This is a genomic window from Brasilonema sp. UFV-L1 (assembly GCF_012912105.1).
Taxonomy (GTDB): domain Bacteria; phylum Cyanobacteriota; class Cyanobacteriia; order Cyanobacteriales; family Nostocaceae; genus Brasilonema.
Genome location: NZ_QMEA01000016.1, coordinates 1 through 22,434, shown reverse-complemented (window position 1 = coordinate 22,434; position 22,434 = coordinate 1). Strand labels below are relative to the sequence as shown.

18 protein-coding genes are annotated in these 22,434 nt (G+C 41.2%); 7 read left to right on the top strand and 11 right to left on the bottom strand.

Annotated features, from left to right (window positions below):
* The first annotated feature begins 232 nt into the window (after positions 1–232).
* Complete coding sequence (locus DP117_RS07530) at positions 233–2,953, top strand: TonB-dependent receptor (protein ID WP_169217701.1); 2,721 nt, start codon at positions 233–235, stop codon at positions 2,951–2,953.
* A 154-nt stretch (positions 2,954–3,107) separates the two neighbouring features.
* On the opposite strand, the gene DP117_RS07525 is transcribed toward DP117_RS07530, so the two are convergent.
* The 6 genes from DP117_RS07525 to folK all read right to left on the bottom strand — a co-directional run bounded on the left by DP117_RS07525 (position 3,108) and on the right by folK (position 9,295).
* Positions 3,108–3,482, bottom strand: coding sequence for a hypothetical protein (locus tag DP117_RS07525; protein ID WP_169217700.1), 375 nt, complete (start codon positions 3,480–3,482; stop codon positions 3,108–3,110).
* A 339-nt stretch (positions 3,483–3,821) separates the two neighbouring features.
* Positions 3,822–4,265, bottom strand: a complete 444-nt coding sequence (locus tag DP117_RS07520) for a CAAD domain-containing protein (RefSeq protein ID WP_169217699.1) — start codon at positions 4,263–4,265, stop codon at positions 3,822–3,824.
* 34 nt (positions 4,266–4,299) lie between these two features.
* Entirely contained in the window at positions 4,300–4,791 is a 492-nt protein-coding gene (locus tag DP117_RS07515; protein ID WP_169217698.1) for a BON domain-containing protein, read from the bottom strand.
* A gap of 123 nt (positions 4,792–4,914) precedes the next feature.
* Positions 4,915–7,551, bottom strand: a complete 2,637-nt coding sequence (locus DP117_RS35335) for a hypothetical protein (protein WP_211175972.1) — start codon at positions 7,549–7,551, stop codon at positions 4,915–4,917.
* Between the two features lie 599 nt (positions 7,552–8,150).
* Positions 8,151–8,711, bottom strand: coding sequence for an NUDIX hydrolase (locus DP117_RS07500; RefSeq protein ID WP_169217697.1), 561 nt, complete (start codon positions 8,709–8,711; stop codon positions 8,151–8,153).
* Positions 8,712–8,806: 95 nt separating this feature from the next.
* Positions 8,807–9,295: a 2-amino-4-hydroxy-6-hydroxymethyldihydropteridine diphosphokinase gene (gene folK / locus DP117_RS07495; protein ID WP_169217696.1), complete on the bottom strand. Its 489-nt coding sequence runs from the start codon at positions 9,293–9,295 to the stop codon at positions 8,807–8,809.
* Between the two features lie 232 nt (positions 9,296–9,527).
* Here folK and DP117_RS07490 point away from each other — a divergent pair, with 232 nt between their 5' ends.
* The 5 genes from DP117_RS07490 to DP117_RS07470 all read left to right on the top strand — a co-directional run bounded on the left by DP117_RS07490 (position 9,528) and on the right by DP117_RS07470 (position 16,445).
* Positions 9,528–12,068, top strand: coding sequence for a penicillin-binding protein 1A (locus DP117_RS07490; protein ID WP_169217695.1), 2,541 nt, complete (start codon positions 9,528–9,530; stop codon positions 12,066–12,068).
* A gap of 445 nt (positions 12,069–12,513) precedes the next feature.
* A complete protein-coding gene (locus tag DP117_RS07485; RefSeq protein ID WP_169217694.1) occupies positions 12,514–13,611 on the top strand; it encodes an AI-2E family transporter in 1,098 nt (365 codons plus the stop codon).
* Positions 13,612–14,389: 778 nt separating this feature from the next.
* The gene (locus DP117_RS07480) at positions 14,390–14,749 is read left to right on the top strand and encodes a hypothetical protein (RefSeq protein ID WP_169217693.1); all 360 of its coding nucleotides are present in this window, start codon (positions 14,390–14,392) and stop codon (positions 14,747–14,749) included.
* Between the two features lie 259 nt (positions 14,750–15,008).
* Entirely contained in the window at positions 15,009–15,548 is a 540-nt protein-coding gene (locus DP117_RS07475) for a Dps family protein (RefSeq protein WP_169217692.1), read from the top strand.
* A gap of 129 nt (positions 15,549–15,677) precedes the next feature.
* Positions 15,678–16,445 (top strand): ChaB family protein, encoded by a 768-nt coding sequence (locus tag DP117_RS07470; RefSeq protein WP_169217691.1) that lies wholly within the window; start codon positions 15,678–15,680, stop codon positions 16,443–16,445.
* A 56-nt stretch (positions 16,446–16,501) separates the two neighbouring features.
* On the opposite strand, the gene DP117_RS07465 is transcribed toward DP117_RS07470, so the two are convergent.
* Together DP117_RS07465 and DP117_RS07460 are read right to left on the bottom strand one after the other, a co-directional pair.
* On the bottom strand, positions 16,502–16,924 hold the full coding sequence (locus tag DP117_RS07465; RefSeq protein ID WP_169217690.1) for a TIGR02588 family protein: 423 nt from the start codon (positions 16,922–16,924) through the stop codon (positions 16,502–16,504).
* On the bottom strand, positions 16,921–17,814 hold the full coding sequence (locus tag DP117_RS07460) for a TIGR02587 family membrane protein (RefSeq protein ID WP_169217689.1): 894 nt from the start codon (positions 17,812–17,814) through the stop codon (positions 16,921–16,923). The genes DP117_RS07465 and DP117_RS07460 overlap by 4 nt, the downstream gene beginning before the upstream one ends.
* Before the next feature lie 674 nt (positions 17,815–18,488).
* On the opposite strand from DP117_RS07460, the gene DP117_RS07455 reads away from it, so the two are divergent.
* On the top strand, positions 18,489–18,671 hold the full coding sequence (locus DP117_RS07455) for a CsbD family protein (RefSeq protein WP_169217688.1): 183 nt from the start codon (positions 18,489–18,491) through the stop codon (positions 18,669–18,671).
* Between the two features lie 186 nt (positions 18,672–18,857).
* Here DP117_RS07455 and DP117_RS07450 read toward each other — a convergent pair whose 3' ends face one another.
* The 3 genes from DP117_RS07450 to DP117_RS07440 form a co-directional block, all read right to left on the bottom strand.
* Positions 18,858–19,130 carry a GlsB/YeaQ/YmgE family stress response membrane protein gene (locus DP117_RS07450; protein WP_169217687.1) on the bottom strand — a complete coding sequence of 91 codons (273 nt, stop codon included), beginning with the start codon at positions 19,128–19,130 and terminating at the stop codon, positions 18,858–18,860.
* A 902-nt stretch (positions 19,131–20,032) separates the two neighbouring features.
* A complete protein-coding gene (locus DP117_RS07445) occupies positions 20,033–20,752 on the bottom strand; it encodes a response regulator transcription factor (RefSeq protein ID WP_169217686.1) in 720 nt (239 codons plus the stop codon).
* 380 nt (positions 20,753–21,132) lie between these two features.
* On the bottom strand, positions 21,133–21,822 hold the full coding sequence (locus DP117_RS07440; RefSeq protein ID WP_169217685.1) for a serine/threonine protein kinase: 690 nt from the start codon (positions 21,820–21,822) through the stop codon (positions 21,133–21,135).
* Positions 21,823–22,434: the final 612 nt, after the last annotated feature.

Sequence of the window (22,434 nt, the reverse complement as noted above, 5' to 3'; positions counted from 1 at the left end):
CGTGTGTCTTAAGGACTTTTTGAATTTCTACTGACACGATGATGAAATTTTATGAATAAGTTAGTGTTAATAACTAGCAAGAATATAGTTGAGATTAACCAGCTAATGTAAATTTTTATTTGTTAAAGTTCGATTAGGCTTGCTAAAAAGTGTGCAAATCTATTTCAATAATCTCCTATGAGCCGCCTCATTAACTAGAGATTACGTGGCGTGATGGAGTAAGAGAACAACAATGGAATTTAAACAGCTTGTTCCCAGTCTGTTGCTGACAAGTGCAATAGTGGTGTTGGTGACAACTCCTACTAAAAGCGAGGAAGTATCATCAATTAGAGTTCACAAGAGTCCAGCATCTACTGATAGCGGGAGTTCTACTCAACAAGCACGTTTGGTAACCAAGGCACAGCACGTTAAACCCATAACGGAAATTCGGCGACTCAGTGAGATAGAGCATCCTTCCAAAAATGCCCAAATGTTACTGGTGCAGTCGCCAGCACAAGAAACAGCGCCTTCTTCTGAAGTTGTGCAAGTTACAGGAGTCAAGGCAAATCCCACCAAAACAGGTGTCGAGGTGATTTTACAAACCTCGAAAGGGCAGGCGTTGCAACTGGTGAATCGCAGTACTGGCAATAGCTTTATCACTGATATTCCCAACGCACAACTGCGGCTACCCAGTGGCGATGCATTTACATTTCGCTCGGACAAGCCTATTGCGGGTGTTACACAGATAACAGTCACGAATTTTGATGCCAAGACTATCCGAGTGACAGTGATAGGTGAGATGAGTGTACCACAGGTCGAGTTGTTTGATAGTCCCAATGAAGGTCTTATCTTCAGCGTTGCAAGTACTGCACCTTCGGCACAACAGGGGCAGCAACCTCAAACACAACAGCCCCAAGCACAGCAGCCAGAAACTCAGACACAACCAACTCAACCATCAGCTAGTGGTGATGAGCCAATAGAATTAGTGGTGACAGGACAGCAAGATGGATACAATCCATCTGTATCGACCACTGGGACTAAAACCGATACGCCTCAGCGCGATATTCCCCAGTCGATTCAGGTCGTACCGCAACAAGTGCTGGAAGACCAGCAGGTGAGAAACCTGGGTGAAGCCCTGAGAAATGTGCCAGGTCTGGCGCGGGGAGCTAATTCTGCATCTCGTGGGCAGTTTGCAACACCCAAAATTCGAGGCTTTGATGCTAATGACAATATCTTCAGAGACGGGTTGAGAGACCCGACAACTGGATATGTTGTTCCTGATGTGGCGGGTATTGAACGGATTGAAGTGCTCAAGGGACCTGGCTCCGTTCTTTACGGGCAAGGGTCGCTCGGCGGAGTGATCAATCTGGTGACCAAAAAACCCCTGAGCGATCCTTACTATTCAGTGGAAGCCTCTGTTGGCAGCTTCAATTTCTATCGCGGAGCTTTTGACTTTTCTGGTCCACTCAATGACAGTAAAACACTGTTGTATCGGCTGAACTTTGCGGCTCAAACGACCGAGAGTTTCCTTGACTTTTATGATGAACAAAAATACTTTGTTGCCCCTGTGCTGTCCTGGCAAATCAGTGATCGCACCCAACTGACTTTTCAAGCTGAATACGTGAATCGACCCAAGGATTATGGTCAGCAAGGTATCCCTGCTGTGGGGAGCGTACTACCCAATCGCAATGGGAAAGTCCCGCGCGATCGCAACACAGCGGAGCCAGATTCCACTGATGATCAGCGCTCCTTTCGAGTAGGATACGATCTGGAACATCGCTTCAGCGACCACTGGCAATTTCGCAACGCTTTCAGCGCTTCATGGCTTCGACGGGACAGAAATTATGTTTTTTCCACCGCATTAGCAGCAGCGGATAACCTGACCTTGAGTAGGATCTACCAGTTGGGTGGTGATGACCAGAGATTCTTCAATCTTGATACCTACATAGTTGGTAAATTTGCCACTGGCAGCATTCAACATCAACTCGTCACAGGATTTAACCTGACCAGGTCGGAGTCCGATTTAAAAATTACTACCGGCCGAGCAGCTTCCCTTGATGTGTTCAATCCAGTATATGGTAAGCAATTGGGTGCTGTTACCTCTAGAGGTGATAATACCTCCTCGACAGACACACTGGGTATTTATGTTCAAGATCAGGTCACACTGGCTTCTAATCTGAAGCTGCTATTGGGTTTGCGGTTTGATACCCTCAACCAGACGAACGAAGATCGGCTGAACAATACGAAACAAGCGCAATCGGACGATGCATTTAGTCCTCGTGTGGGTCTTGTCTATCAACCCATAGAGCCGATTTCGCTGTATGCTAACTACAGTCGTTCCTTTACTCCAAACACTGGAACTGCCTTTAACGGTAGTTCATTTCAACCAGAGCGTGGCACTTCCTATGAAGTTGGCATTAAAGGAGATATCAGCAATACACTTTCTGCGACTCTTGCCTTCTACGACCTGACACGCTCCAATGTCTTAACTGAAGATCCAGTGAATGAAGGCTTCTCTATCCAAACAGGTGAGCAACGTAGTAAGGGGGTTGAATTAAGCATTGCTGGTGAAATTTTACCAGGATGGAACGTTATTGCCGGCTATGCTTACACGGATACAGAAATTACCAAAGACAATACTTATGCGGTTGGCAACTTACTGAACAATGTTCCTAAACATAGTTTTAACTTATGGACAAGCTACGAAATTCAATCCGGTCGCTTCAAAGGCTTGGGTTTTGGCACGGGGGTATTCTACGTCGGAGAACGCCAAGGAGACTTAAATAATACGTTCACTTTGCCTAGTTATTTCCTGACCGAGGTGGCTATCTTTTATAAACAAGACAGGTTCCGGGCATCAGTTAATTTCAAAAATTTGTTTGATGTTGACTATTTTGAATCTGCTCTGAACCAGGTAAATGTTTATTATGGCGATCCGTTCACAGTACAGGGAACGATTTCATGGCAGTTTTGATAACAATTTAGCAACATTTATAATGAAATCATTCAAATTACGTTACCTTTTAACAAGTTGACCTTTATTTCATACGAAAAGCGATGATTAAGGTGAAGCCTAATCATCGCTATGGTGCCTTTGTAAATATTAGAGAAACATCCCAGCAGCAAAATTAAATGACTCCTGGACCTTTACCCCGCTGGTCATTTTCTGCTGTCAGTTCACCTTCTTTATCCTCATTTACTTCTTTGAGTTCTTCTGCACGGTTTGCAGTGTCTTCAGCTGCTTCTTGTCGTGCATCGCCCGGTGTTTCGTAGTACATTTCCGGTTCAACTGCGTAGTTATTTAACAAACCTTCTTTGTCAACTGTGTAGCCATCAGTCGTGCGAACATCGTCACCACCTTCTTCTGTTGGTCGTGTTTTGTAGAGTTCTTTTTCTCTTTCACGACGAGCAGCAGTTTCAGCAGGTACAATTCCTCTATCGTAATTATCTTCAGCAACACGGTCAGATGAATCTACTGCTTTGTTAAATGATTCATTAGCCATAAATGATGTCCTTGTTAAAAATCCGTTAAATGACTTCAGTAATAAGATTAAGCTTTTATCAATGAAGAATTAACTATCTTTAGAAGTGCTCTAACCCAAGCAAAAAATTATTTTCTCTATCTTTCGATATGTTTATAAGAAAAATTTATATCAACCAAAAGAAGGATGTTTCTTTATAGTCGCTGAATACACAAAAACATTAAAGCGGTCAAATAGAAAAATGAACTTCTACTTAACCGCAATGGCTCAACTAAGCATTCATGGCAAAACAACAAGATTCTTCATCATCCATGATTTAAATTTGGCTAATTGGTTGTTGTGAGAAATTTTCTGACAAATTTAACTACCATAAATTGCATTTTTAATGGACTCAATTTGTGCATCTAATTCTTGCCGAGTTGAAGTCTTAATGAGATAACGAAAAAAGAACCAGATTGTGTAACCAATTCCAATTAATTCAAAAGTTGGATAGACCAACGGAATATCATTAATTGCATCTAGAATTGCCAAAACAATCTTGACTGCAAGAAATGCCGCAAGAATTAAAGCAACAGTGATGATTTGCTGATTGTATTCAACGAAAAATTTCACTATATTATCAGGCAAATTGGCTAAAAAATCTGATACTTGTGTACCAATTTGCTGCCATTTTGTATGAGATTGAGTAGCAGGCGGTAGGAGTGGCTGAGTTCGAGGTGTTGAACCTTCAAGCGCTGCTATAGGATTCGTTGAGGTGGTATCGACAGCTTCAGCTTGCTGTACTCGCTGTACATTAGCTTTCATAGTTCTCGCGTTTTTTGTACTAGTAACAGTGTAACTATTGAGTCTTCTTCTCAGATGATTGAGTACCTTCCTGGGCAACAGTTGCTTTATTATTGACACTTTTAACACCTTTGATTTGTTTTGCTAAAGGTTCAATTTTAGCAAGTTGTTGCTGGTTTGTGACAGTTCCATTTACTGTGACAGCGCCTTCTTTTGAAGCTTCAACTGTTAAATGACCGTTTGGGATGTTAGCTTCTAACTTGGAGCGAACTTCACTTGCGAGGGCACTTTCATTTCTGTTAGTAGCCTTACCATCATTAAATTGATTATTCCGCTGCTCATTGGCGCGAATATCCGCATTTAATTGGTTTCTGCGGGTCTGATCCTGAGCGTCGTTGAGAGCAGCTTCTGTTGCTTGTGTATCTGGTGCTTTGGCTGCTTCGTTAGTATCGTTGGGTGCATCTGCACTGGTTCTAGAAGGATTTTGACAAGCAGTAGCACCGATAACTAAAAGACAACTTATTAAGAAGGGAGCAAGCTTTTTCATTGGTTCAGTCCTTTGTTCTTAGTTATATCATTAGTTAATAAGTATTAGTAGCTGTTTATGATTTGTCGGTTGTTGTTTTTAAAAACTATTAACAACCAACAAATAATCATAAACTACCAACTACTAAACGGTTTCATTGCGATGGTCAATGATGATTACAGCAGGATTATCTTGGTCGTAACCTGTGGGACTAGTATTTACAACTGGTCTTTCATTGAGAGTTGTGTTCACTCCTGGTGTTTCGTGACGAACACCTCGGTCATAACCTTGGTGATCAACACCGTGTGTGTCAGCAGCATCAAAGATATCAAATTCTTGAATTCCTCGACGTTTCAAAATTGGTTCAGCACGGCGGATTTGATCTTCGGTACCGTCAACGATCACTAAGTAATCGCCTTTATTGATGCGATCGCTATAAACTCGCGCACGGTTTTCTGGTATTCCCAAGCCAACAAGTCCGCCAGCTAAACCACCAGCCGCTGCACCAATTGCACCGCCTGCTGCTGCTGTCGCCAAAGCAGTTGCAACTGCACCGCCTGCAAGAATCGGACCGACACCAGGAATCGCCAAAGTACCAAGACCTACTAACAAGCCTCCCAAACCGCCTAATGCACCGCCTGTTGCTGCCCCAGCTTTTGCACCTTCGTCTGCTTTGTTACCTGTTCCCAGATTTGTGTTCACACCAGCGATGTTGGTGTTACCATCTGTGTCTTTAGCAATGAGTGACACTTGACTCAAGGGAATACCTGCATCTCGCAGTTCGGTTAGTGCTGCTTGTACATCTCGACGGTGAGGAAAGACACCAATTGCTCGTTTTGTTTTTTGCAATGGTGCTGTACCTACTGCTGGACGAACACCTCGGTCATAACCTTGGTGATCAACACCGTGTGTGTCAGCAGCATCAAAGATATCAAATTCTTGAATTCCTCGACGTTTCAAAATTGGTTCAGCACGGCGGATTTGATCTTCGGTACCGTCAACGATCACTAAGTAATCGCCTTTATTGATGCGATCGCTATAAACTCGCGCACGGTTTTCTGGTATTCCCAAGCCAACAAGTCCGCCAGCTAAACCACCAGCCGCTGCACCAATTGCACCGCCTGCTGCTGCTGTCGCCAAAGCAGTTGCAACTGCACCGCCTGCAAGAATCGGACCGACACCAGGAATCGCCAAAGTACCAAGACCTACTAACAAGCCTCCCAAACCGCCTAATGCACCGCCTGTTGCTGCCCCAGCTTTTGCACCTTCATCTGCTTTGTTACCTGTTCCCAGATTTGTCTTCACACCAGCGATGTTGCTGGTACCGTTTGTGTCTTTGGCTATTAGTGACACTTGACTCAAGGGAATACCTGCATCTCGCAGTTCACTCAGTGCTGCTTCTGCGTCTCGACGGTGAGGAAAGACACCAATTGCTCGTTTTGTTTTTTGTAAAGGTGTTGTACCTACTCCGATAGGCTGCGTAGAACTGACGACAGATGGATCGTGAATCTCCCAGTTTTGAATTTTATGCCGACCGAGAATTGCAGCAGCGCGATCAATCTCATCGTCTGTACCATCAACAATCACGACGTAATCTCCATGATTGATGCGCTCATTGTAGAAGCGAGTGCGAGCATCTGGAAATCTAAATCTTGTATTATCAATACGATCTCTTAAGTCAACCCCTGCAAAAGGTTCTCTTCGAGTTAAGTTTCTGTGAAACAAGGAAATTTGGCTTAAGGGAAAACCTGCTGTTCGCAAATCGTGAATCGCAGCCTCAGCATCATTCAGATGAGAGAAGTAACCAACGGCATGTTTGGTTGGACCAATAACAGATGGATCGTGAATTTCCCAGTTTTGAATTTTATGGCGACCTAGAATTGCAGCAGCGCGATCAATCTCATCGTCTGTACCATCAACAATCACGACGTAATCTCCATGATTGATGCGCTCATTGTAGAAGCGAGTGCGAGCATCTGGAAATCTAAATCTTGTATTATCAATACGATCTCTTAAGTCAACCCCTGCAAAAGGTTCTCTTCGAGTTAAGTTTCTGTGAAACAAGGAAATTTGGCTTAAGGGAAAACCTGCTGTTCGCAAATCGTGAATCGCAGCTTCAGCATCATTGAGATGAGAAAAGTAACCAACGGCGTGTTTGGTTGGACGATTACCTCTATTTAGAATCCCAGTAGCAGCAGCAGCAGCGGGCACATAGTTACCTGTTCCAGTTGTCACTCCAGGTTGGTCATAAACGTCAAACTCTTCAATTCCTTGTCGTCTTAAAATTGCTTCTGCTCTAGCAATTTCTGCATCTGTACCATCTATAATGACTAGGTAGTCTCCGCGCTCTACCCGTTCATTGTAAACTCTAGCTCTTTCTTCAGGAATTCCTAAACCAATCAATGCGCCAAGTAAACTACCTGCAGCAGCACCAATACCAGCCCCAGCAACAGTTGTAGCCAGTGCAGTTGCTGTAGCCCCAGCCAGCATAATCGGACCAATTCCTGGAATTGCTAAAGTGCCAAGACCAACTAATAAGCCAGTTAACCCGCCCAAAACACCACCAGACAGTGCCCCAACTGCAGCACCCTCATCAGATTTATTACCAACATTTTCTCGTACTTCCGCACCTGCGATATCATCGTTGTGGTCTGCATCTCTCTTAATCACAGATACTCTGTCTATCGGGAAGCCCGATTCTCTCAATTCATATAGTGCTTTTTCTGCATTTCCACGATTAGAAAATACGCCTACAGCACGCTTACGTACACCTATAACCATGCCTTTTTAACCTCAAGAGTATAATTAGTTTTTCCAAGTTTTTGTTAGCACCTTTAATTTTGTTTATATAAATTTTGTAGGATAATTGTCATCAATCGCTTGGGGTAATGTTTGTATCTATCTTTGGGATTATAAAATCAAGTCTTTGTATAGTATTTTTTAATAAAAATTAAGAGAAAGATAAACTTAATGTAATTTATTTATAACCTTCATAGTATTTTTGCTCTCATTCGTTAATAATAAAATTCCCGACTTCTTAGATTCATCGGGAATCTGAACATACGCGATTCTTCTCTCGTTACGGCTGCTCTGCATAAGAATGCCTGAAGGAGGCTTTGCCTCAAGTTATACATTCCGCTCCTCAGATAAGGAACCAGAAATAAATGAATTGTAAGGATTTGAATGTTAAGTTAATCTGACTTTTCACGGGTTTTGGATTCATTTCATTTTGAGTTTTGAGGCTTTCCCAAGTTTTTACAAACAGCTCGTAACTGGGCACTGTTTTGTTTGATAAATCTTTTGAGAAAGCTTCAGCATAAATATTTGATTTTTCAGTATTTAAGTAGACTTAAATTGAAAACCGCTGTAGGTGTGTCAATTTATGAATGCAACTGATTCAAGAACGGACGAGCTAGGAAAAAGCTGGAAATTGATTTGGCATCTACAAGCTCACCTTCGAGAATAGATTTCTCTAGTTCTTCTGGTGTGAAAAACACTGTTTCCAAGTCTTCGTCTTCATCTTGTACAGGTGCTCTCTCCAGCTTTTCTAAATCTTGTGCTAAATAAGCATAAATGATTTCATCAGAGTAGCCTGGTGCAAGGAAAAACTCTCCTAGTTTTTGCCACTTTTGAGCACGGTAGCCAGTTTCTTCCTCTATTTCACGCTGAATTGTCTCAAAAGGATCTTCATTTGGTTCCAATGTTCCAGCAGGAAACTCAAACACCCTTCCCTGAACCGCGAAACGATACTGGCGCAGGAGTATCAGTTTACCTTCTGGGGTGACGGGTACAGCCAAAGCGCCACCTGGATGACGAATGCATTCCCATTCTCCTTCTGATGTATTAGGCAAACGTAAGCGATTGACCTCAAAATCAAATTTGCGCCCTTTGTAGTACAAGCGCTGTTTCAGCAACTGGGGTAATTCTCTACCTAATGGCATAGTTTAGTCATGAGTTAAAAAACACACAGAATCATACTTTCGGAAGATGTTATAATAAATGCTGTCTGCGTTTGTGGTTGGTAATATTGGTAATATTAGTTGCCCACCAACAAGTGTACTCCACTACAGTCTACCTGTTTAACCAGCTCTTTAATCGCGCAATCAGAAATTGGCTCTACCCAATCCGGAGCAATTTCTGCCAGTGGTACTAACACAAACGCTCGCTCCCGCATTCTGGGATGTGGAATCTGTAGGTTTGGTGCGTTCACAATGAAATCACCATATAACAACAGATCTAAATCTAGGGTGCGTGCTCCCCAACGTTCTTGCCGTACACGTCCAAATTTATTTTCTATTTGTAATAAAGTTTTTAATAGCAACTGCGGCATCATTTCTACTTGTAATATTGCAGCTGCGTTTATATAATCTGGTTGTGGCGGTCCTACAGCTTTAGTTTTGTACAAACTGGATTTGGCTTTTAAGACAATCCCAGGTGTTTGGGCTAAAGTTTCTGTTGCTGCTTCTAAAATGGAGCGAGAATCACCAAGATTACTGCCAAGGGCAATTGCACTATTTACCTTCATTCAATAACGTATTTGACCTTTGTGTTTGAGACTTTTTCCCACTGTACTCTTGCTTCATGCAGTCATTAAAGATAAAATTTGTATAAAAAAATACGCAAAATAGTCATAAAAATTTTGCCAAAAACAGTATATTCAAGAATTCGTGGAGTGGTATACTATCACGAATGTGGTGCAATAATCTAAAAACTTTTTATGGTGGTTGGATTGCAACTGCTTGAAGCGAGGAATTGACGTGGTTAAGTTTACCTCCTGGTTCAAGGAAGGGTCAGAAAAGTCTGATGACGCTGAGAAGGAGCAGCCAGGACCGCCGCCTGGTCATCAAAGTGAGAATCAAAACGAAGAGGACGAGGAATATATAAATGAGAAGAAAAAATCAACATTAGCAAAACTAAACCAATTAGCAAATCAAATACTTTCCAAGCTTCCCGGTAGCCATAAACCGCTTTATCGTCGGTACTGGTTTTGGGCGGGGTTGGGTATAAGTAGTGGAATGATTGCGATCGCCTATGGCATTCGAGCATTAGACCAAACTTTACCAGATAAAGCTGAACTCAATGCAATCGTTCGAGAGCGGACACTGACTATAAAAGCTGCTGACGGTAGCATCATCCAACAGCAAGGCGAAGCAACAAGAGAACAGTTAAAGATAGAGGAAATACCAGATAAACTTAAAAAAGCTTTTATTGCTTCAGAAGACAGAAGATTCAACAAACACAAGGGAGTTGATGCTCAAGGAATTGTTAGAGCAGTTTTAAATAATGTGCGATCGCAAGATGTGGTAGAAGGTGGTAGTACCATCACACAGCAGCTTGCAAGAATTCTCTTTCTCAAACAAGAGAAAACTGTCTGGCGCAAGCTCAAAGAAGCTCGCTTAGCACAGAAAATGGAAGAGCAATTGTCCAAAGACGAAATTCTAGAACGTTACTTGAATTTGGTTTACTTGGGTTCTGGTGCTTATGGTATTGCAGATGCAGCCTGGGTTTACTTTAGCAAAACCGTAGATGAACTAACCTTGAGTCAAATGGCTGTGATTGCAGCATTACCTCCCGCCCCAAATCGCTTTTCACCACAAGTTAATGAACTAGAGGCAAAGCAACGGCGAGATTTGGTACTGCGGCGAATGCTGGAAGATAAATTTATTACAGCAGCCGAAAAAGAAGCAGCAACTGCAGAACCAATTGAAATTAAACCCAGTTCGCCCAAGCGATGGCAAGAAGAGGCTCCTTATTTTATTAGTTACATTCAGAAAGAATTGCCGAAGTATGTTTCTCCCAAAGCACTGCAAGCAGGCGGTTTCACAGTAGAAACAAGCTTGAATTTAAATTGGCAGAAAGCGGCGGAAGCGGCTGTGAAAAAAACGCTGCGAAATGAAGGGCGCTGGGAAAACTTCAAGCAAGCAGCTTTGGTTGCGATTGATCCCCGCGACGGTGAAATTAAGGCAATGGTTGGTGGAAAAGACTTTGGCAAGAACCAATTTAATCGCGTGACTCAAGCACAGCGTCAGCCTGGTTCAACATTCAAAGGATTTGTTTATGCTGCTGCTATAGCAAGTGGGATCAGCCCTAACAATAGCTACCTTGATTCACCTCTAATGATAGATGGTTATGAGCCGAAAAATTTTGATGAGGGTTATCGAGGCTGGCTGACGATGAGAGACGCCCTCACTAAATCAGTCAATATTGTTGCGGTGAGGGTGTTGCTGAAAGTCGGTTTTGACCCAATTATTCAACTTGCCCAAAGGATGGGGATTAAATCTGAGTTGAAACCGATGTATTCCTTAGCGCTTGGTTCCTCAGAAGTGAATTTGCTGGAGTTGACCAGTGCTTATGGTTCCTTCGCCACACAAGGCTTACACATAGAACCTCATGGTATTACGCGCATCCTTGACCGTCAAGGTAAGGTCATTTGGTCTGCTGACTTCGAGAAAAAGCAGGCACTTGACCCTGAAACTGCTGCTATCATGACTTGGATGCTCCGCAATGTCGTGGAAAATGGAACTGGTCGTGCGGCTCAACTAGATAGACCTGTTGCTGGTAAGACGGGCACCACTGATGAAGCACGCGATTTATGGTTCATTGGCTACATTCCCCAAATAGTAACAGGAGTTTGGTTGGGTAATGATGACAATAAACCTACCGACGGTAGCAGCAGTAGTGCTGCTAACACTTGGCATGAATTTATGGAAAAAGTGGTTAAGGAAATACCTGTTGAAAAGTTTCCTGAAAGACCCAAGTTAGATGGTCGAAAAAGTACGATTAAAGCAGTACCCATCAAAGCTAGGCGAATTATCAATCGCTCTATTACCTCCAATGAAAGACAATCCGATGAAGAAAATACAACCAGGTCATATAGACGGCGAAGTCAACAAAGAACTCAACAAGTAAATTCTGATGATAGTGGTGAAGAGCGTTCATCTAGAAGACGCAGATCCAGAAGACGTTATTATCAGGAGGAGCAACAACAACAGCAACAGGAAACCTCAAGACCAAGAAGACGCTACAGTCGTCGTTATCGTAATGAAGAATCAAGTTCTAATAATGAGTCATCCTCATCCTCACAACAATCGTATCGTTCACGGCGACGCTCTAGAACAGTAGACTCTAATTCTTCAACTCCAATAAGGCGTCGTAGACAGTATAGATCCCCTGCAAACAACTCTCCCTCCTCTACTAGATCTTCTACTCCTAATTCTTCTACTTCTTCTCCAACACGTTCATGGCGAGAAAGACTTAGACCGACGACGCCATCCTCCGAACCAGGTTCTGATGGTTAATCAATCTATAGTTTTGTAATCTCTTGAATCAGAGTTTTTGGCTAGTGAAACTATTGGTGGACAACCTTAAACACAATGAGACAAAATATTTAAGTTTGTTGGGTCAATAATAGCCTCACTTTCCGTCTTAGAGTTCCTAAGAAAAAATTGGCTAGTAAACAAAAACTAAATATCACTAGTCGAACAAAACAAAAAAATAAGGTATAAACGAATGGATTAACGGTGTCTGGACGTTGAGGAATAACCGCTCCCGTTGAAACGTCAACTAAAATCTAGATTGTTGAACAATGTCTGAGTTTTAGAGAGCAGTTGATTGAATACGGTTGGTGATAAGCACGCTTGACAGAAACCCGGTTTCTCCAGGAAACCGGGTTTCTGCCACTGGATTTAACATTATAAATGGACGTTGCCTAAACTATAATTTTTCACTATAGAACTATTTAACATGGATATTTTACTCAGAAAACTACTGCGATTGTTAATTTTGACACTACTCTTTCCACTTATTTTTCTCAATAGCTGGCTAGCATTTCGAGTTTTGCAATATTTTCAGCCTTTAGTCACAACTTTTGTTTTAGCAACTTTACTTGCTTTTATTCTTAATTACCCTGTTTCGATTCTTCAGCAACGAGGATTGAAAAGAAATTATGCTGTTGCATTAGTTTTTATAACAGCTTTAATAATTCTATTCGCTTTAGGTATAATTCTATATCCTATCATTTTACAGCAGTTTAATGAAATAGTGAAAACACTTCCTCAATGGATTGATAAGAGTGACAATCAACTCCATCATATTAATGATTGGTTTGTAGCTCATGGTTTTCAAGTGAATTTGAATCAAGTATTGATTGAAGCCATAAATCGACTACCGGATGAATTAGAGTCTTTAACAGATAATTTTTTTAGTCTTGTTCTAGACACTGTTGATAGTATTTCCGAAGCTTTAATTACAGTTGTACTCACTTTTTATTTGTTATTAGATGGTGAGAAAATTTGGGATGGTTTTTTTAAAAAAATCCCTTTGAGTTTTGCTCAGCAGTTGAGGCAGTCTATTCAACAGAATTTTCAAAATTACTTAATTGGTCAGGTCACTTTAGGTTTTTTGATGGGTATTTCACTCACCATAGTGTTTCTACTTCTTCAAGTCCAGTTTGCTTTACTCTTTGGTTTGGGAGTAGGAATTTTGAGCTTAATTCCCTTTGGTGATGTTGTTAGTCTTGTTCTAGTGACTCTCATCGTAGCTTCACATGATTTTTGGCTAGCCGTAAGGGTTTTAGCTGTAGCCGTTGTCATTGATCAATTAATTGATCAAGCTATTGCTCCAAAACTTTTGGGAAGTTTTACAGGACTTAGACCTATATGGGTTGTGATTTCTTTGCTAGTAGGAACTTATATTGGTGGAGTGTTAGGGTTGCTTATTGCTGTACCGATAGCAGGTGTCATCAAAGATGCACTAGATAATTGGCAACTTGCTTCTAGATCTGATGATTCGGACAAAAATGCTGAGGGTAAAGAATTGCCAGAGATGTTAACAAATGAGTAAACTAACACGCTTTAAAATTGCCTATTTTTTCTATATAGCTACGTAAAGGGTGTTAGAAAATATCACTCTAAGTCTTATTTTCTAGAATACCGATTTAGTATTTAGAATTTTGACGAACAAACTCGGTTTCTTCTAGTTTAGCGAACGACAATTCAGTCTTCCTGAGGATTATTCCGGGTTTTTGGCATTAGTGAATCGCTGTTCTAGTCTTCTTGACGATTAGAAGTTCCACGGCAGATGTGATTTCAGCTACTTGTGGCACCCTTAGGCTTACTATTGGCTTATATGTACATAACACTAAAAATTGATTATATTATTAATAATAATTAACAATAAAAAAACTAGGCGATTCTTGCTTAATTCACCAAAATTGTACAAATTTTATCTATCTGTAGATTGATTCTATATGCTGAAGTACAGAAAAAATATTTCAGTCTATAGGACGATTCATATGTCTGTGTATTCAAAGTAGAAAAAAGTTAGACTGAATCTTGACTAAAGTTGAAATTGGGAGCCGCAATCAAGAAAGTAAAAGATAGAAGCATAGCCAAATTTTAACACTTTTTTAACACTTTAAAATTGGCGAAACTGAAGCAGAGGCTTCTGTTTGGAACTTAAGATTGCTTTGCAACCACTGCTCAAAACTTTTTCGATAGATACCAAATCAGGTAAGCTATAGTGTCTCCAAGATTCATGACAGGCAGTATCTGTAATGCTAGTCTGCCAGCGTTTTAAACTGTGCGTGTCTTTCGATAAACTAATCTTTGGAGGAGTTTCAATGAAGAATATTAGTTTTGATTTATCTATGTTACGTCCAGTGCGGTTTATTATAGTCGCATTCACTTGCGCCTTACTGATTTTCTCTCATGCCCTTCCTGCTGCTGCAATCAGTACCGCAAAGAGCAATCCTGAAAAAGCTACCACGCAGCTACTCGACACTCAAAAAGAAACTGACAAATTAAGCGCAGAGCCACCTCCAGGATTGGAAGAAACAATAAAGAAATCAAACGAGGGACTTAACGAAGTTCAAGGGGCTGCTGATATTGACAAAATGAATCGTCCTGAAAATTCTCAAAATGCAAAGACAGTAGAAGATCAAGTTGAGAACATTTTGGGTAAAATCACAGGTCAGAAGTAAACAGCGTTTCTTTGCTTCTATGACTTTTCATAAAACCAAAGTGTGTTTTGAGAAGTGGGTGTGACAAGTAAATTATTGCTCAATGTTCTAGTGTTTTGAGCAGTTTGTTATTTATTTCACCATTTGATAGACATCTCGAAAGAAAAATCGAGATGTCTATTTATATTTAGTTATAAATCACAATCTTTCCTTCGGTTGATGATGGTACGAGTTGAATTTGTGAAGGTTAGTAAGGAAGCGAGTAGAGGAATTTAAAGCAATGCGAAAGTTAAACATTGGTTTAACGGACGAACAACGTCAAGGTGTGATTAATCTGTTGAATCAAGATTTGGCAGATGCTTATCTTTTGCTAGTAAAAACGAAAAAATTCCACTGGGATGTCGTCGGACCTCAATTCCGCACTCTTCACCAGCTTTGGGAAGAACAGTACGAAACACTGACTGAAACTATTGATTCTGTCGCTGAGCGAGTTCGTGCTTTGGGCGGCTATCCTGTCGGTACAATGGAAGGATTTCTGAAGTTAACTTCCCTTAAGGAGGAAGGTGGTAGCATCCCCACAGCAACTGGTATGGTGGCTCGACTGGTAGAAGACCACGAACAGATTATTCGTAACTTGCGGGACCACATAGACCAGTCCAGTGATAATTTCCATGACGAAGGAACTGCTGATTTCCTGACTGGATTGATGGAAGAACATGAGGAGATGGCTTGGATGCTGCGCTCATTTATTGAAGGGGAAGAACTACAGTCAGATGGTTCACAAGCACTGGGGCAAACAAAAACTCCTGTAGGCGTGTAGTGTTTGTCAGCAGATTGAGCGCAAAGCATAAAGTTTGAGTCTAAAACGGCAGATTGAGGTATGAGTAAATTTCCTGCATGCATCTACCCCCTCAATCTGCTAACTGGAAAAGCAAAAAGGAGGCTTCAAATGTCAGAAACATACAGGGCAGAACGTACTATCTCAGCTGCTTTTAAAGAGCAGAAGCAAGTCGATGATGTGATTCGGCGTTTACTAGACCGAGGTGTGTCTAGAGACCATATTTCAGTCATGGGCAGAAACTTTCAGTCAGAAACCCGAATTGCTGGTTTTATTACTAAAAGAGATGTCATTCTGGGAGGTTTGAGAACTGGCGCAATCTTTGGTTCGTTGTTCGGTTCTTTCCTTAGCTTACTGACAGGCGTAGGGGTACTGTTTATTCCTTTTGTTGGTCCCATTGTCGCAGCTGGCCCTATTGGTGCAGTGTTACTAGGGGCTGCAAGTGGGGCGATCGCCGGAAGTGCAGGTGCAGGTTTGGTATCTGTTTTAACAACATTGGGAATGCCGGAAGACAAAGCAGCAGTTTATCAAACTCGCTTGCAGGCTGGTGAGTACTTAGTTATGGCAGAAGTACCAGGCGATCGCTCTGGAGAATACCAATTACTGATAGAAAGTGCTGGTGGCGAAGAAGTTAACACAATTGAGAAGGCGCTACCTCGTGCTTGTGGTGGTAACTGCAACAGTCCAGAAGATTTATCTCCAGAGATTCGCTCTCATCTTTCTGCTGAAGCGCAAGGTACATTTATTGAACGTTATAACACCGTCATCAAAGAGACGAATGATGAAACTAAGGCTGAACAAGCAGCCTGGGAGATAATTCATCAGAAATATGATGAAGATGAAAATGGTGTTTGGTCAAAGGTAAAAACAACTGTTTAGTAAATAATCATTAGTCATTAGTCAAATACTTTTGACTTTTGACTATCACGAACTTATCAAGGCAATTTATAACCACTCACTCTTATTGTTAATTGACCTTGGCGAGGATCACGTTTAAAGATAAACGCTCCTCGTTCCTTTTCACCACTAGATAAAAAATCAATCTGCATATCTCCCGCTTCTTCTACTTCCCCATCAATCTGCAACTCGGCGATCACCTGAACAGATTCTGCTGTTTCTCCTCCAGTATTCACAACCTCGAAGGGAATATAAAATTGTCCATCAACTTCCTGAATTGTCTTGTTGTTAACACCAAGAACTGGAGGTTGATGTTTTTCATTGAGCCAAGTATAGCCTACCAAACTGACAACTACTGCCAGAATAAATGAAGCAGCACCGAAAGTTACCCATTCTGCTAGTGTTCTTTTCGGTTGCTGTTGTTCTTTTTTCTCATGAGTAAATTCATTTGTTTGACTCATACTGCTAACCGTCCTGCTGCACCTCCGATTGTTGCAGGCAATCCCAGCAGCAAAGTATACTCTAACCAAATGGTCCAAGGATCACCAAAAGTGAGTTTTTGAAAAAACCACAGCATAAAAGCGGCCGCTAAGAGTGACACCAAGTATGCCATGATGGTTTCACTTATGGGTCGTTGAAAAATTCCTCGTTGCTGTCTGCGCTTTTGCTGCTCCCAAAAGCCTGCCTCGAACACGATACCATAGGAAATGATTATAGATGTTGTAACAACAGCTAAAAGCCAGGGTGGTGTGACTGCTGCTGCTAACATAGGAATTTCATCTGTTGGTGCAATGTTAAATGCAATCACAGTTGCACCAATCAAGGTTGCACCTATATCAGCGAAAGTAGCATGTAATTCATCTGGTTTCTTTTGACTTTTGTCGCTGGGATAACCTGTTCGCCCTTGGTCATTAGGATCACGAGTGTCTCCTAAAAATTGGTTTGCTAATGCTACTCCTAAGGTAAACGGTACACTTTCAAAAACGATTTTACCCAAAGTTTCCTTGATCGCAGTTTCAGGTGTCAGTTCTTGGAGTAACAGAAGCATTAAGGCAGAGCAAACTAATCCAATTGCCATTGCTTCTATAGTATCTGTAACTGCTCCATAAGGTGGCGAGTTTCGTCTACTTCTTGTGCGAAAACCTTCTGTTCGATTCAGCAGAAAAACTACCAGAAACATTAAGGCGATCGCCAACAGAATCATTGATGGTTTTGCTATTGACCCTATCCACCAAACCTCCATAGTGTAAAGCAAGGGGATACCAAACAAAAAACCTCCGCAGGCACCCCGAATAATATCATTAATCTCATTTGCCCACACATTTTTCCTGCGCTTTCTTCCTACACTCATACTTAGCTTGTCATGAATACTTTCTGACAATTTTTCTTTTATACAAAATTCTTTTATACAAAATATTTAAGATATCAACGACCTATCATAGAAGCTTGATTCAGCTGTTATGCATTGAAATTGCACATTTACAAGGGTTAGACTGTTGAGTGTTAACACTCAACGATCACTACGAGTCGTTACGCAAGACGCGTAGTCTTCTGCTCGTGAGTCAAACAAACCAGTCATCATGACTTCAAACTTATTGACTTTAAGTGACTACCTAAGCTTTATCTTGCCTTAATAGGCTACGTTTTTCTTTCGAGCGTCTACCACTTGTGAAGTGTTCACAATATCTTGAAGAAGAAAATATGTATTACCCAATCATAATCTACTTCTATCTATTGGTTGTATCTATCGTTAGATAGGATTTTCGATTCATTTACCTAAAATACTCTTTTTGTATGATATTAGTTGTCACTGGGTCTAACACGTAAAAAAGTGGGCAGCCCAATTTTTAGGGGCGGCACGTTTCGGTAAGAAGCTTCTTACCCGAAAACTGCCGCTGACTTTGCGTCAAACAAAACCGTCTCCTCTTTATCAGCGAATCTTTCTTCTGATAGGTACACATCCAAGCAAATTTTGATATTGTATTGTATACGAACAAACAATCACCACAAAAATAGAGGTACATCATGAGTATTGAAAAGAGAATAGAAGCAACCGCAAAAAACATAGAAGGCAAAATTCAAGAAGCAATTGGCGAGTTATCTGGAAACCCACAACAAAAAGCTGAAGGTCAAGCAAAGCAAGCTGAAGCCCAAGTGGACCACACTGTTGAAAACATAAAAGATGAAGTAAAGAAAGTTATAGAATAGTCTATTCACGACTCTAACAATAAAATTGACTTACATCGCTCATTAATCAAACATTTCAAATATAAAATACTCCACTGTGCATGACAAACAGTGGAGTATTTTAGTAACTTTAAGCGAAAAAAGAAGCAAAAAAGGTTAGTCCTAATAAGGTAGTCAGTCCTAACCATTGTTTTTACTGTCATTTAATTAAACAGCACTGCTACGAGTAATTAAGCCCCAAATGAAGATAGCAACCATTGCTCCAATAATAGCAACAATCAAACCAGGAATACTCAGGGTAGCTGCAGTTAATTGAAGCGTTCCTGTTTCTAATAAAGTAACGATACTACCCCCAGCAAAAGCTCCAATGATACCTAAAATCATTGTGCTAAGAATTCCACCACCTTGACGACCAGGATAAATAGCTTTAGCAATTGCGCCAGCGATTAAACCAAGAACAATCCAAGCAATGAGGTTCATAATTTGATTCTCCATTTGTTTAACTATGTTAGTTATAATTTATCAGTCTTAAATGAGTAGTTCTTCTATCGTAAGTCCAGTCACTATTCTGTCGTAAGAAATAATTGTTATCAGTGAAAGGAGTATCCCAAATGTTTAATTTTGTGCTGTTTTGTAGTGCGGGCACATAACCCATTTTGGTTAAAATTACGTGAAGAATTCGATAAGAAGTCAGCAACAGATTAAAAACGGATACAGATGGCTTGGGCGAATTTCCAAGCTATTCATCTGTTTCATCGATGACCAAATCCGCTTACTCTCAATTACGCACGATAGAACTGACGTCACGTTGGGTTAAAAACCTATGGCGGTTATTGGGTAGACGTGCAAGTTATCAGTTGATGAAAATTTTAAGCCAGAAACTTTAAGTTTTTAAGTTCCTGGCTTTTATTAAAGATGCGTGAAACCTGCAAAATATTAATCCAAAAGTTAAGGGCTGATTAGGATATCCATCAAGTTCTTATTTACCGCTTGGAAAATGTCATTGATACTTGATAAAAGTCATGAATTAAAAGAACATACAAGAAGACGCAATGATAAAAGACAATTACTAAATCTACAGATGGGCATTTACACTACAACAAACCATACTCCAGTCACGGTTCACAGGACTCATGTTAGACCTAGCACGTACATTAGAGGAAGTGCAAAGTAGTTAGATGATATGAACGGTTTGAACTTTTGTTCATCATTTAACTAATGGGTATGGGCACCTTGTTAAGAATTGTAATCTGTTATCAGATTGTGACTTGAATGGGCAAAATTCTACAGTGCAGTTCCTCTGGAGAGTAGGGTGCTGAGTGTATGATTTAGATTGGGCTAATGTAACAATTGACCAAACTCAATCCAAATTGATATAGATTTTATGCCACTAAGCCGGAACGTAGAGCGCGAACAGCAGCTTGCGTACGGTCATCTGCACAAAGTTTATTCAGGATGTTGCGAACATGAGTCTTAACGGTACCAACTGTAATATACAATTTCTCGGCAATTTGCCCGTTACTACATCCTGCTACAATTAACTCTAGAATCTCCAGTTCTCGTTGTGTGAGTGGATAAGTTTCCAAAACTTGTTCGTACTCTGATGGCAGTGCCTCAATTTTTACAGTTTTAGGCTGATCAGATTGCTGATTTTCTGGGAAACCTTGTCGCATTTGCTGCAACACCACGTTGGCGATCGCCGGATCAATCCAAGAGTTTCCTGTATGAGTTGCTTGAATGGCCTCAGTCAGCTTATCAATGCTGGTATCTTTCATGTAATAAGAGTCAGCTCCTGCTGCAAAAGCTGCAAGGACAGCATCTTCTGAATGATCCATTGTTAAAACAAGAATTTTTGTTGTTGAATCACCCGTCTCTGCTTGATACTGTCTAAATTTTCGGGTGAGTTCAATTCCATCAATATCAGGCAAACCAATATCCACAACTGCGACATCTGGCTTAGCTGTTTCTAGCAGTTTCAGTCCTTTTGTTCCATTTGGTGCTTCACCAATGACTCTAAGTTTACTGTTCGACTGTAAGGCAGCTTTTAGCCCCATTCTCGTCAGGTCATGATCTTCAACTAAAACAATACTAATTTCACTCATTATTACACTCGCTACTCAATTAATTGCATCTGTCGAGAGCCGACATTTTGCAGACTGTTTTTTTTATTTTCCAAAACCAAAGATAGATGATTTTTCATCAAACTTGCATCCACCGATAGAAATAAGGAATTTCTTACCGTGTTGCCATTTGATACAGGTAAATATCTAGCTTGGGATATATAGATAATCTATGAAATATTCGGAAATTTAGTTATCGAGCTACACAAATTTTGACTAACATTCTTCATGATTAGGATGCACTACTAATGTACCAGATGGATGAAATTTATCAACAAAGAATTCACTCCTGGAAAAAGTTGACCAGCAATTACTGAGTTCTGTTTTCTTACCTTTAGTTAAACCTTTAGTTAAAAAGCGTATTAGCGCCTCTTTGAGCGTGAGCTTCCGAGTTGCTTTAGGCGTGAAACCAGGCGGGACAAGAAACGATAGCTCTTGCGGACAATATCTAATAAAAAGTAGGGCATCCGTAGCCGGAGCGGAGAGAGGAATGGGCGGTACAGCCAGTAGTATGCCTTCTTCAAGTCATCCCACTTAGAGCAGCTTTCCTCATGGAGGAAGTCCGAGACGTCCACAACTAGTCCCCTGCCTTTGTACATCATCACATTGCCTCCATGAACGTCATGAGGGTGGAGACCCCTCTGACGGGCGTAATCCAGAGCTTTGTCGATGTCCTGTATGACGGTCTGCGGTATTTGTAGACCAAGGTGCATACAGTCATAGAGGGTTACTCCATGCAGCCGCTTTAGGATTAACAAGCCATCAGAAGCATACAGACACTCGGAGAAAGCTGGATGAGAACCCAGGCGGCGATAGACTTCCACCTCCTCAAAAAAGCCCGGACGTCCGGGTGCGTAAATCTTTACTACCAAGTCAGGGTAGTCCGGGTGGTAGACCACCGCCGCGTAGTTCCCCATCCCGATAAGCTGCCAAGGTTCGGGAACAGAGTGGACTTTCACTGGGTCGTGGGGGTCTACACTTTCAATTCGGAACCTGGGAAGTAGCTCTTGGTGGACACTGGAGATTAGGCGATTCATGTATGCTCCATCCATACTGGGTTCCAGCCACTACAAATTTATATGGAATTTTCCCATATACTACCCTAAAAAGGTTAAGGGTGGGATGCCTGTTGAACACCTCAGTTTTTCTGTGTTTAGATCCAACTGTGCTATGGGTTCGAGAGATACCGAAGCATCCTTCTATAAGAAATGACAAATAATTAATAACTTGTGTTATATTGAGTAAAGGTGAATAACCCAGAGCTTTTAGCTCTGCCTTTTTGAGACTAAGACCGTTTAGGCAACAAGGAGGTGATGCCCATGACAGATAGTAGTAAAAGCATGGGTCATCAGGTTGCAGTTAGCCGGCTGTGTGCCGGGGCTGTTCTCTAGAAGTTAGCACTAGTCTTCTAGTTAAGACTAGGTTTGACTAATTGGCTAGGCTAGCTTGGAGTCCCTTCCGGCAGTCTGGTTGCAACCTGAAGACCCGCTACACCGCTCTTATGTAGATTACCTGATCTATCTAAGAGCGGATAGTTTTATTAGTCCCCGTCCTTAAGGACGAGGTCTTAATTATGGAACTCCTGTACTAAGCTTTTTTGACGCTTACATTTGACTGGAACTTATTTTTGAGGCAGTTTAGCTTAAACCGACAGAAGCCCCACA